The sequence below is a fragment of the Prevotella veroralis genome (assembly GCF_018127765.1).
GTDB lineage: Bacteria > Bacteroidota > Bacteroidia > Bacteroidales > Bacteroidaceae > Prevotella > Prevotella veroralis.
This window is the reverse complement of sequence record NZ_CP072330.1, coordinates 348,073-361,271: the sequence shown is the minus strand read 5'-3', so window position 1 is coordinate 361,271 and position 13,199 is coordinate 348,073. Positions and strand designations below refer to the sequence as shown.

Annotated in this window: 10 protein-coding genes; 8 read left to right on the top strand and 2 right to left on the bottom strand. The window is 42.9% G+C overall.

Going from position 1 to position 13,199, the window contains the following annotated elements:
* The first annotated feature begins 45 nt into the window (after positions 1-45).
* From J5A55_RS01460 to J5A55_RS01445, 4 genes are all read left to right on the top strand, one after another.
* A complete protein-coding gene (locus tag J5A55_RS01460; RefSeq protein WP_004382364.1) occupies positions 46-2,469 on the top strand; it encodes a TonB-dependent receptor in 2,424 nt (807 codons plus the stop codon).
* 15 nt (positions 2,470-2,484) lie between these two features.
* Positions 2,485-3,936: a hypothetical protein gene (locus tag J5A55_RS01455; RefSeq protein ID WP_004382363.1), complete on the top strand. Its 1,452-nt coding sequence runs from the start codon at positions 2,485-2,487 to the stop codon at positions 3,934-3,936.
* Between the two features lie 21 nt (positions 3,937-3,957).
* Complete coding sequence (locus J5A55_RS01450) at positions 3,958-5,364, top strand: hypothetical protein (RefSeq protein ID WP_004382362.1); 1,407 nt, start codon at positions 3,958-3,960, stop codon at positions 5,362-5,364.
* A gap of 216 nt (positions 5,365-5,580) precedes the next feature.
* Positions 5,581-6,639, top strand: a complete 1,059-nt coding sequence (locus J5A55_RS01445) for a DUF4876 domain-containing protein (protein ID WP_039850919.1) — start codon at positions 5,581-5,583, stop codon at positions 6,637-6,639.
* Between the two features lie 123 nt (positions 6,640-6,762).
* Here the strand turns inward: J5A55_RS01445 and J5A55_RS01440 are convergent, their stop codons facing one another.
* On the bottom strand, positions 6,763-7,101 hold the full coding sequence (locus J5A55_RS01440) for a MerR family transcriptional regulator (protein WP_004382360.1): 339 nt from the start codon (positions 7,099-7,101) through the stop codon (positions 6,763-6,765).
* Positions 7,102-7,278: 177 nt separating this feature from the next.
* Here J5A55_RS01440 and alaS point away from each other — a divergent pair, with 177 nt between their 5' ends.
* Positions 7,279-9,945, top strand: coding sequence for an alanine--tRNA ligase (alaS, locus tag J5A55_RS01435; RefSeq protein ID WP_004382358.1), 2,667 nt, complete (start codon positions 7,279-7,281; stop codon positions 9,943-9,945).
* 121 nt (positions 9,946-10,066) lie between these two features.
* Here the strand turns inward: alaS and J5A55_RS01430 are convergent, their stop codons facing one another.
* Positions 10,067-10,555: a Dps family protein gene (locus tag J5A55_RS01430; RefSeq protein WP_004382357.1), complete on the bottom strand. Its 489-nt coding sequence runs from the start codon at positions 10,553-10,555 to the stop codon at positions 10,067-10,069.
* Between the two features lie 414 nt (positions 10,556-10,969).
* On the opposite strand from J5A55_RS01430, the gene J5A55_RS01425 reads away from it, so the two are divergent.
* The 3 genes from J5A55_RS01425 to J5A55_RS01415 are packed head-to-tail and all read left to right on the top strand — an operon-like array spanning position 10,970 to position 13,166.
* Positions 10,970-11,590 carry a DUF6621 family protein gene (locus J5A55_RS01425; RefSeq protein ID WP_004382356.1) on the top strand — a complete coding sequence of 207 codons (621 nt, stop codon included), beginning with the start codon at positions 10,970-10,972 and terminating at the stop codon, positions 11,588-11,590.
* Between the two features lie 12 nt (positions 11,591-11,602).
* Positions 11,603-12,841, top strand: a complete 1,239-nt coding sequence (locus tag J5A55_RS01420) for a saccharopine dehydrogenase family protein (protein WP_004382355.1) — start codon at positions 11,603-11,605, stop codon at positions 12,839-12,841.
* Positions 12,842-12,845: 4 nt separating this feature from the next.
* A complete protein-coding gene (locus J5A55_RS01415; RefSeq protein ID WP_004382354.1) occupies positions 12,846-13,166 on the top strand; it encodes a TfoX/Sxy family protein in 321 nt (106 codons plus the stop codon).
* Positions 13,167-13,199 lie beyond the last annotated feature (33 nt).

The following is a 13,199-nucleotide window of genomic DNA, read 5'->3' as shown; positions in this document are numbered from 1 at the left end:
AATTGCATAAACTTAAGTGATAAACTACTCACAATCTGATAATATATGATTAAATTAAAGATGGACTTTGGAAGGCATGTTAGATTATTGTCATCTACAATCCTAATGTCTTCCTTGTTACTTTTCTCGCCTCCACTCTTAGCCTCGATAACGGCGCATGGGAGGGAACATGTTGGTGATGATGATAAGAACGAAGGTTCTTCTGTCACCTTTTCCGTAGTTGCTGAACAATCTCAAGAGCCCCTCGTTGGTGCTGTGATACATTGCGAAGGCTTGTCAACTCCTGTTGTCACGGATATTAATGGTCGTTGTGTGGCTAAGTTCAAACATCCTGTAACTCGCATAAAGGTATCGGTCTCTTATATAGGTTACAAGAATTTGTCACGCTTGGTAGTCGTTCCTTCAAACGGACAAGTGGTTTTGACAATGAAAGACGACTCCAAGCAGTTGGATAATGTGACGGTTACGGCTTTGCAACGACACACCTCCGTCTTGCAGCAATCAGCGTCTATTAGTCAAGAGGCATTGGAGAAAGGCGGTGCAACCTCATTAGCCAAACTACTTGAGACAGTGCCTGGCGTGAGTTCAATTAGCACGGGAAACACGATCGCCAAACCTGTTATTCAAGGTATGCACAGTAGTCGAATCCTATTGATGAACAATGGAGTTCGACTCGAAAGTCAGAGCTGGGGAGCCGATCATGCACCCGAGTTAGACTATACGGGATCGAGTATGGTTGAGGTAGTCAAGGGTGCCGAGTGCATTCGTTATGGCTTTGGTGCGATGGGCGGAGTTGTTCTCTTGAATGATGCTCCACTACCTTATGGAAACAAGAAGACCATGGTGAGCGGTAATGTCAATATGGGATATGACACCAACGCAAGGGGCTTTAGCGGTTCAGGTAGTATAGAAGCTGGACGCAAGAACATCGGTCTGCGTCTGCATGGAATGTACACAAAAGGCGGTGATTATCGCACTGCCGACTATGTCTTAAACAATACTGGTTATAACACAATAAGCCTCTCTGCGCTTGCAGGATATCAAGGGAGAAAGGTGACAGCGACGCTCTTCTCGAGTATTTATTACCAACGAAGTGGAATCTATTATGCAAGCAAGATATCCGATTTGAACCAACTCCTCAAACGCTTCGAGTATGGACGTCCAGATCCAGAGACCGTTAAACCCTTCTCATATAGCATTAAGCCGCCCTTCCAGCAGTCGCAACATGTAACGCTGAAAGGCGAATTGAAGTGGGATATTAACGCTTATCACCGTCTCGACTTCACCCTTTCTTTCCAAGAGAACTTGCGTCAGGAGTTTGAAAACAGGAAGAAGGTGCAATGGAGTTGGATACCTGTTCAGGACTTGATATTGAAGACTTATAAGTTTGATGTGCTCTGGCATGCTAAGTGGAAACGATGGAACATGACCACAGATGCAGGCTTATCTAATACCTATCAAACGAACTTCAACTATCCAGGAACTAAACAACCAGCCTTCGTTCCGAACTTCGCTGCCCTCTCAATGGGTGGTTACTTCTTGCATAAGGCAGAGTTCGGTCGATTGCAATGTGCCTTGGGTATGCGTTATGACTTCCGTGTGATGTCGGTGAATGGGTATAGTAGTTTGAGTAATTACACTTACTATGATGACTTCAAGTTGTATAGTAACTTCACCATGAGTCTGGCGTCTCATTACCAGTTGACAGACCTTTGGGACATTCGAGCTAACATTGGTTGGTCATGGAGACCACCTGATATTAATGAGTTATATGCCATTGGCTTGCAGGATGGTTCTTACTGGGTAGTGGGCAATAAGAATCTTGCCAGTGAGCGAGGATACAAACTCGTGGTAGGTACAAGATACCGCAATGCGTGGTTGTCAGTAGAGCCGAGCTTCTTCTTACAGCGCATTAATAGCTACATCTATGACCACATTGGCGAAGGGAAAGACCGCTTCCATAACCATCCGAGTGGTAAGTATCCTAAGTTCATCTACGATCAGGATGATGTGAAACTATACGGTGGTGATATTGAGGCAACGCTTAAACCTTTGCAAGGACTCACCTTTGTGGGTAAAGGCGAATGGATGTTCGCACGCAATCTGACGCATAACGACTGGCTACCTTTTATGCCTTCCGATCGTTACGGACTATCATCTACCTACGAGCGAGGACTTACGAAGGATGATAAATATCATGGTTCGTTGTCGTTATCGGGTATTTATGTGACAAAGCAAACCCGCTTTGACCCAGATAAGGATTTAGTTCCTGACTCGCCACCTGCTTACTTCCTTTTGAATGGTACAGCCGAGTTGCGTATCAAACTACAGCAACGAAGAGAATTGAAGTTTATGCTTGTGGGTGAAAACATCCTTAACGCATTATATAAGGAGTACACTGATCGGTTCCGTTACTACGCCCATGAGCGTGGAGCCAACTTCTCCTTACGTACATTGTTTAAGTTCTAATCAATCGAAAAGTATATGAAACGAAATAGAAACATACTACCGCTACTTGCCATAATGCTAATGGGACTCCTGTTCGGGAGTTGTTCCAACGATCAAGTAGACGACTTCTTCAAGAAGATAGTACAGGCACCACCCTCATCAATAGAGCGTGATGTGAAGGGACATGAACAGATTTATGCTGTCCACGCCATCCTTAGAATGGGGTATAAAGGGGGCATGATTGGTGTCGGACCAGATGGTAATGACTCGCTCACAGCCTATAACACCTATCATGTGGTTAGTCCGGAAACAATGTTACCCATTATGCAGGAGATTGATATCACACGTGATGATGATGGGCAGATGACCATCACTACCGAGCGTAATTGCTTTGATGTAATAGCGTCAGACAATATCTATTACGGTTTAGAACTCAAGTATTATGACCGTAACGGAATGCTTATCAATCATCAATTCTCGGGCTATCCTTTCACGAAAGATAAGGAAGGTTACAGCATACCAGACGAGGATAACGCCACCTTACTGGTGCATCAACACTTCTTTGGAGTAGGTAACTCGTCATTGGATCAAGAGGTATCTACGGGTACAGGAAACGCCGAACGCAAGAAAGGAATACAGTTGGCTTATCCACGTTCGTTGGCTGATTCGCCCACGTATTACGACCGATACACCTTTAGGGAGAAAGCTGGTGCAGCGGAGATGGCTAGTAAGTTCTCTACGTCGAACATCTTTGCTCCAGAGAACTTCCAGCTCGGTAAGAATGAAGTGAGCTATCAGCCAGACCTCGCTTGGAAGGCTATTGAACTATCAGGTAAGCCTGATGCCTTGAAGCCTCATACCTTTGATGGGAAGAGTTATAGGCTCTACAAGACCATTGATCAGACCCTCCTTAACAAGATAACACCGGAACTCTTCACCTATGAATACCGTGACACCGACCCTGTGGAGGAGGAGCTTGGCAAGCTATTCACCGAAGTTTATAACGATGACTTCATCGATCCCGATACCGAGTCGCCCCGACAACGCTACGGACACACCGTGGGGCTGTTACGACAGAAGCGCAGTCTGGATGTTGGATCAGACTTAGACAGGCTCGGTTTTAAGGGCGTTATGCAGTTCCACCGGGCTAATGTTGCATTCCAATTACAGGTTCGCATTTGTCATATCTTGAATAAGGGACAACAACACACAGGCGAGTCTGAGAAGCCGGCGAAGTATTGCAACACGAACAATAGTGAGGGTGCTTTCCTCTGGGCATTCAATGAGATACAGCCAGGATGGGATAGTTTCGATATCGATTATCCCTTGTCTGTGCGCATTATCGCTGATGTGAAGGATGGCGAAGAGAAGTGTTATGAAGACGTGAAGCGTTTCTACTCTGGTGTAGAGAAGGCGCAGCTGTGGCGGATGTTGACCCATCCACAGGATTACTTCACGCAATATAGACAGAACATAGTATTGATGTAAAAGAAGAAAGGACTAATAGTAATGAAAAAGATAATCAAGAGTATTCTCCTGCTCGTTGCTGTTCTAAGCTTGTGTACGTCATGTGACGACTTCGTCTTTGGCAATGTGCATGTTGATTATAATGATAATCCACTATCGGCGAAAGGCGTTGCGCATAGTGGTGCCGATCGTTATGTTGATAGCTTATCGAAGGTGAAAGTATCGGGCGAAATGGCTAATCCTGATGCGGATGGAGCCTTTAAGGATTGGGCTACATGCCTTGCCATGTTCAAGGAAGGTCACTCGCATGGTGATGCCATGATGCACGGCAACTTTGTTTATCAGAATGCTCCATGGAAGCAAGAGGAGTTTGTGCTCATACATAACAATGCGGGCAAGTGGCCAACGGTTGAGGTTCAACGGAAGAGTACGGTGACCTATCTCGAACAGAACGATGGGAAGCAAGGTCCTGACTATATTCGTATCATTGGCGGAAAGCTGAAGCGATGGGGGTTGTGCCTCTATTTCTTCAATAAGGAGGGCAAGCTCATGAATGACGAGATACTCAATCACTCGGATGAATATCAGATATTCTTCACCGTGAGTGAGGTGGATGACAAGGGAAACCCGTATGAAGTGATGGATTGCCGAGGCACGTGGAAGCCTAAGAAGGATAAGTTCGGCGATTGGATGAAGGGCGGAACGATAGATACTACCCCTGTGCCTTCACCGCTCTTTGCCAATACATCGACATGGAAAGAGCGTGCGGCACTGACGCCAAAGATATTCGAATATACCTATCGTGATACGTGGATTCAAGACGCAATGGCTGATGGTGCACGTGAGTTATTCAATCAGCGACTATTACCTCCACTCACTCGTGAGGATGCCGATTGGGCTGTTGCACCTTATGATCAGGATAGAGTAGGACTCAAGGGGCACTTCAATTTCGATATAGATGCCGATGAGAACGATGCATTACATCAGGAGTGGCCGTTAGAGATAACCCGTAGGCAGGACCCCGCAACAGGTGAGGCTGGACGATATACACGTCCGTCTTATCTCCTTCCGAAGTTCTATCTGTCGGTGCGCGTGATGAAATGTCCGAAGGGCAAGAAGGCTCTCATTCCTAAAGAGGAGTATCTCAACCGCCATTCCACCTATGTGTTCCGTAGCCCATTCATCTGCTCGGAGGCTTATAACCCTGATGAACCGAAGGAATACGGGGCTGATTCTGAGTGGAAGGAACTATTCCGCTTCAACATACCTATTAAGGTCTTTTGCAGTAGCTTCGATACTGATCCAACGACAATCGATCCTAACGACCCGTTATACTTCTATATGGGGCATGAGATAGGACTCGCCTCGGCGGATGCGATGGAGGCTGCTCAAAATGTGCAAACACATGGTATTGGAGGTGGAGCTGGCTTTGGTAACTGGTTCTTATAGTAAGAGGTTGAATCGGAGGAAATACTATGCGCCAATCGTCTTAGCCTATGAGACTCACAGTTTCAATACATGGAACGCAGGGTTTCAATACATGAAACGCAGGGTTTCAATACATGGAACGCAGGGTTTCAATACATGGAACGCTAAGTACCATTCGCTGGTAATGTTACAAACAATATATTTAAAGAGTATAAACAGATAAGATAATTGAGTGAGATGATACATAAGAAGATAATAACCTACCTGCTGTTGAGCCTGATACTCACATGTTTCGGCAGCTGTACACGTAATGAAATGCCGGTGAAACAGTCTACTTCTAAGACGAAGTTAGACCATCTGATCATAAAAGAAGTGTTTTACGTTGGGCATTACTGGTATCGTGATGTCAGGGCATGGGGTATGAAGAATCAGAATCAGATGTATAATGATGACCAATACATCGCTATCTTTAATCCGACCAATGAGGTGAAGTATTTGGACGGACTGGCGTTGTGTGTCAATGCCATCGACCCTAGTAGGGCGATTCAGTTTGCCCCGAAAGACGACTTTGTCAATCGTTATTATGGAGCATCGGGCATCTCTTATTTCCCTGGTAAGGGTGCGGATTATCCCGTAAAGCCTGGTCAGACCATCATTGTGGCTAAGTATGCGATTGACCATAAGGCGCAGTTTGAGTCAGAACTGGAGGGCGAGGACTTGAGTATGTATGGTGGGCTGGATGACTTCCTGGACTTGAGTAAAGCCGACTTCGAATGGACGAATATCAATTATGACGCTGGGCAGAAGAATAACCCCAATGTTCCTGATATGAATGCTATCCTCACATCAACGGATAGCAAGGGGAATATAGGTCCTTCTTATGACTTTTCTAATATGTCAGAGAGCAATGGTATTGCACTGATAAAGCTCCCGTGGACGCCAGAAGACTTCCGGAAAGGGTATGCCGATACGCAAAATGGTAAGGGATATCTGCACTATATCACCGTGACGAGTAGTGCTTTTGGCGATTTCTATGCGATAGAGATTCCGTTTGAAAACGTCATTGATTGTATAACAATTTGTCCGCGTCGTATGTTCCAAATGCGCCCCAGCAAGCTCGACCGTGGTTATAATGCCGTGACAGATGTGTCTTTCTCAAGTATGAAGAAGGGCGATTACCCCATTTATTCTGGTCTTTCATTGCAAAGGAAGTGGGATGGAAAGAAGTATGTAGACGATAACAATACCACAGCCGACTTTGAAGTGAAGCGTGCCTCATTGTCGAGGAAGAAGTAAGAGAGCGTTCACATAGTTGAGTTACAAACGTCATAGGGACAGACGAAATCGTCTGTCCCTATGCTGTATATGAGTATTTCTTTCAGAACGAATAAGGACTATGCCTTTCAGGTATGGCTGACTTTACACCAAGCCATCGAGTTGTTTCTTCAAGTCCTTCAGTTGGTCGCGAACAGAGAAGAGCGTTTCCATAACCTTCTGACTCTTTTCAACACCATTGCGGTTCTCTTGTAACATCTTGCGGGCAGCTGCAATCTTGAAACCACGCACCTTCACAAGGTTGTAGATAACCTTTATTTGTTCGATATCTTTCTCTGCATATTGGCGCACACGGTTGCCTGTTGTCTTAGGACGAAGGTGTGGAAATTCAGTCTCCCAATATCTCAGCAGACTCTCCGAAACGTTTATTTGTTGCGCTACTTCCTTTATTGAATAATACAATTTATGCGGATTCTCTGCCATATCTCGTTTCTTTTAATTCAGTTGTTTATGTGGTTATGCTGATGAAACACCTTTACACTCCCACGATGGTAAATAAGATTTTGTGTATTCAGCAGCTTAATTGCTTGCAAAAATACGCAAAAGTCAGTATCTTTGCAACACTTTTAGGTAGAAAATTGAATTAAATATATAATAAAGATGATGACTGCAAATGAAATCCGCGACTCCTATTTGAAGTTCTTTGAGTCGAAGGGACATGTTATCGTACCGTCTGCTCCAATGGTTATCAAGGACGACCCTACGCTGATGTTTACGAATGCTGGTATGAACCAGTGGAAAGATATTATCCTTGGAACAAAGGAACCAGAACCACGCCGACGTACTGACTCACAGAAGTGTTTGCGTGTTAGTGGTAAGCATAACGACTTGGAAGAAGTGGGGCGTGATGCTGCTCTCAGTCACCATACTATGTTTGAGATGTTGGGTAACTGGAGCTTTGGCGATTACTTCAAGGAAGGTGCTATTGATTACGCTTATGAATATCTTGTAGATGTATTGCATCTTGACCCTAAAGACCTTTATGTAACGGTTTTTGAAGGCGATAAGGCAGAAGGTATCTCACGTGATGATGAGGCTGCTAGCTACTGGGAGAAGCATTTCCCAAAGAACCATATCGTCAATGGTAATAAGCATGATAACTTCTGGGAAATGGGAGACACGGGACCTTGCGGTCCTTGTTCGGAGATTCATATTGACTTCCGTTCAGAGGAAGAGAAAGCTAAGGTGCCTGGAGAGGAACTTGTCAACAAGGATCACCCACAGGTAATTGAGATATGGAACATCGTCTTCATGCAGTTTAATCGTAAGGCTGATGGTAGCCTTGAGCCATTGAAGATGCACGTTATTGATACGGGTATGGGCTTCGAGCGTTTGGTTCGCTTGATGCAAGGTAAGAACTCTAACTATGATACCGATATCTTCACACCAGTAATAGAAGAGATCGAACGCCTCTCTGGTAAGAAGTATAACCACACTTTCCCAGAAGGTCCTAATGGCGAAGGTATCAACGACGAGCAGAAGGTAGACATCGCAATGCGTGTTGTTGCCGATCACTTGCGTGCCGTTGCATTCTCTATTGCTGATGGTCAGTTGCCAAGCAATGCAAAGGCTGGTTATGTTATCCGTCGTATCCTTCGCCGTGCTGTGCGTTATGCTTACACATTCCTTGATCAGAAGGAGGCTTTCATGTATAAGCTAATCAATGTTTTGGTACATGAGATGGGCGTTGCTTATCCTGAACTTACAGCACAACGTGAACTGATTGGTCGTGTGATGAAGGAAGAGGAAGATTCTTTCTTGCGCACATTGGATAAGGGTATCACATTGCTCAATGGTGCAATGGATGAATTGAAAGCACATGGCAAGACCGAACTTGATGGTAAGGAAGCCTTCCGTTTGTTTGATACATACGGTTTCCCACTCGACTTGACCGAACTTATCTGCGGTGAGAATGGTTATACCGTTGATGAGAAGCAATTCAATGAAGAGATGGAACAGCAGAAAGCACGTGCTCGCAATGCTGCTGTTGTTGAGAATGGTGACTGGGAGATTGTACGTGAAGGCGAACAGGAATTCGTTGGTTACGATTATACAGAGTACGAATGTCATATTCTCCGTTATCGTAAGGTGACACAGAAGAAGAATAGTTTCTATGAGATTGTACTCGATTATACCCCATTCTATGGTGAGATGGGTGGACAGGTAGGCGATCAAGGTGTGCTTGTCAACGAGGATGAGACTATCAATGTCATTGATACCAAGCGTGAGAACAACCAGAGCATCCATATTGTCAAGGAATTGCCAAAGGATGTTGAGGCAGATTTCATGGCATGTATTGATACGGATAAGCGTGATGCGTCGGCAGCTAATCATACTGCAACCCACTTGCTTGATTATGCTTTGAAGCAAGTTCTTGGTGAGCATGCCGAGCAGAAAGGTTCATACGTAAGTCCTGACACGCTCCGTTTCGATGTTTCTCACTTCCAGAAGATAACCGATGAGGAACTTCGCCAAGTAGAGAAACTTGTCAACGAGATGATTCGTAAGGATTATCCTCTTGACGAGCATCGTGATACACCAATGGAGGAAGCAAAGGAAATGGGTGCAGTTGCTCTCTTTGGTGAGAAATATGGCGACAAGGTTCGTGTTGTACGCTTCGGTCCTAGTTGCGAGTTCTGTGGTGGTATTCATGCTAAATCTACGGGTCGCATCGGTTTCTTTAAGATTGTAGGCGAAAGTAGCGTTGCTGCTGGCGTTCGTCGTATTGAAGCAATGACTGGCGAAACTTGCGAGAATGCAATCTATGCACTTGAAGATACATTGCGCGACTTGAAGGCAATGTTCAACAATGCTAAGGATCTTAAGGCTGTTCTCACCAAGTTTGTTGAAGAGAATGATGCGATGAAGAAGGAGGTTGAGCGTTTCCGTGCTCAAGCAGTTGACCGTGCAGCGAAATCATTGGTTGACCGTGCAGAAACAGTGAATGGTGTACATGTTGTTAAGGCAGTGCTCCCTGTAGATCCTGCTTCTGCTAAGGATATTGTCTTCAAAGTTCGTGAAGCATTACCAGAGAATCTCGTTTGCGTATTAGGTTCCGTATATGAGAATCGTCCACAGCTTTCAATCATGCTCAGTGACGATATGGTGAAAGAGCACGATTTAAATGCAGGAAAAGTAATACGTGAAGCAGCCAAACTCATTAAGGGTGGCGGCGGTGGTCAGCCACATTATGCACAAGCAGGTGGTAAAGATGCCGATGGTATCAATGCTGCTGTTGAAAAGGTAATAGAGTTATTGAATATCTAAAGCCTATTGCTTCAAGATAATTCAAGTAAAAATAATAATCCCATTAGCTTTATTGAGCAATAAGCTAATGGGATTTTAATTTTATATGATTGAGGAACGGCGTTCCCTTCGGTTATTTCTATTATTCAGAGCAGCTGTTTGATCGAACGGCAGCAAGCATCCAAACTGTTTTCTCCTGATCTTTCAAGAAGTCGCTGATGAGTGATACGGTTGTATCGTCTTTTGCGTCAGTTGCAAGTTCTATAATTTCGCGTTCACGAGTGATGATAGTTTTGTAAGTGCTAAGTAAAAGATCGAGACCTTCCATTGCGCAACTTACTGTACCAGCTTCTTTTATTTCAGAAACCTTTAGATAGTTGCTGAAACGGCTTTCTGGTGTAGCGCCTAACTGGAGAATGCGTTCTGCAACTTCATCAACCTTTTCTGCTGCATCGTTATATAGTTCTTCGTATTTGCTATGCATTGTAAAGAAATTCTGACCTTTTACATCCCAGTGTAACCCACGAAGATTGGTGTAATATACCTGAAGGTCGGCTAATAAGATAGAAAGGTTATTTACAACTTTCTCTACTTTCTTCTCGTCTAATCCTAAAATCTCTAATGTTTTCATTTCTAATTTAATTTTAATTTATTAATGGTTTCTTGTTTATGGTTACAAAGGTAAGTTTAATTTGTATATTAAACAATCGGAAACGTCTATGTAGTTAATAGATTTTATCTATACAATTAAGTAATGTTCTGTAATACAGATAGATAGAATGTGCTATTAGAATTTATTTCTTTCTTATAGTCTATGAAATTTTTCTATTTCATTTACTATGGTTATGTTTGTGGTGTATTTATGCAACTTAGATAATGATTAAATATATGCTTTTTCCTATTATATTTTTCTTATAGTTGGGATCTAAACTTTGTCAGTACCAATAAATTTAATTTCTATTTGAGATTTTTGGAGGAAAGCGCAAAGATAACAAAGTCATACTATTATTTTGCATTTCGCTTGATTTAGTGTATCTTTGTGGCTATGAATACACAAGAAGCACAGAATATTAAGTGGAGTGAAAATATCATCATTGTTGATGGTGATTATATTGATCATGTGGCTTTTGATATTATCGTAAACTTTGAGCGCATGTTAGATCGTCGTATTCCTGCTGCCGATTTTAGTCAGTGGGCGGTAGATGTTGCGCTTGATGGTAGGTTGAAACCAGGTGATCATGAGACACAAGTGATTCTTTTGCATGATAAAAAGAATCAGAAACTAGAGAATTTTGCTCCTTCCGATTATGATAAGGAACTCAATGGTCAGGCTTTTATGGACGAGCGGTTCGGTGAGTTTATTATAAATAGTATTGCTTGCGGTGATGAAAATACTGCGAAAGATGCTGTTTTGCTTGATCTTCTCAAGACGTTTTGTATTCATGAAGAGGTAAAACGGATTATGATTGTTCCAAATGCTGAGGAGGATTCGCTGCTTCGCTCTATTAGAAATACATTAAATGATGTGGATGATGAGTTAAAGCATATCACATTATTTGCAATGCAACCTTTAGAAGGTGGCAACTTCAAGCAAGCGATATTGGGTTATTCAATTCTAAACGCAATGGGAATATCCTCCCCAGAAATTGAAAGTAAGATAAAATAATAATAAGATAATATGGGAAAAGTATTAATGATAGGTGCAGGTGGCGTTGCTACTGTAGCTGCTTTTAAGATTGTCCAGAATCAGGACGTGTTTACTGAGTTTATGATTGCTAGCCGTCGCAAGGAAAAATGTGATGCCTTAGTTAAGGCAATTCATGATAAAGGTTATAAAGCTGATATCAAGACAGCACAGGTTGATGCAGATGATGTTGAGCAATTGAAAGCATTGTTTAATGATTTCAAGCCGGAGCTGGTTATTAATCTAGCTTTGCCATATCAAGATTTGACAATCATGGATGCTTGTTTGGCTTGCGGTTGTAATTATTTGGATACAGCTAATTACGAACCAAAGGACGAGGCACACTTCGAATATAGTTGGCAATGGGCTTATAAGGATAAGTTCGAGAAGGCTGGACTGACAGCTATCCTTGGTTGTGGTTTCGATCCAGGAGTATCACAGGCATATACGGCGTATGCTGCTAAACATCATTTTGACGAAATTCATTATCTTGATATCGTTGATTGTAATGCGGGCAATCATCACAAAGCATTTGCAACGAACTTCAATCCAGAAATTAATATTCGTGAGATAACTCAGAAGGGTCTTTATTATGAGAATGGTAAATGGATTGAGACAGAACCATTGGCTGTGCATCAAGATTTGACCTATCCAAATATTGGTCCACGTGATTCTTATCTCATGCACCATGAGGAATTGGAATCATTGGTAAAGAACTATCCAACAATTAAGCGTGCTCGCTTCTGGATGACATTCGGTAAGCAATACCTTACTTATTTGGACTGTATTCAGAATCTTGGTATGAGTCGTATCGATGAGATAGAATATGAAGCACCATTAGCTGATGGCTCTGGTAAGACAGCTAAGGTGAAGATTGTTCCTTTGCAGTTCTTGAAAGCGGTTCTGCCTAATCCACAAGATTTAGGAGAGAATTATGATGGTGAGACTTCGATAGGTTGTCGTATCCGTGGAATTAAGGATGGAAAGGAGCAAACCTATTACATTTATAATAATTGTAAGCACCAAGATGCCTATAACGAAACGGGAATGCAAGGTGTCAGCTATACCACGGGTGTACCAGCGATGGCTGGTGCAATGATGTTCTTCAAGGGACTTTGGCGCAAACCAGGTGTATGGAACGTAGAAGACTTTGATCCAGATCCATTCTTGGAGGTACTCAACAAGCAAGGCTTACCTTGGCACGAGGAGTTTGGTGGCGATTTAGAATTATAAGAATATGGCTTGCTCTTTGGACTTTATTGAATTTGTCAGTAGTCAGATAGCTACTGCAGGGACTGTAAGATACAGGAAGATGTTCGGTGAATACATGATTTATGTTGACGAAAAGCCTGTTATCATAGTTTGTGACAATATACCTTATGTCAAAGAACACGAGGCAATTAAGTCAATGATGCTATCTGCCGAACGTGGATTCCCTTATGAAGGAGCTAAGGAACACTATATTTTAGATGTTTCAAGGTCTGATTTTGCAGTTAAGGTCGTTAAGGTTTTGGCAGAGGTGCTACCTTTTCCAAAGAGCAGAAAGAAGAATAAATAGTATTATATCAATCAGAAAACAAGATAATAGTAT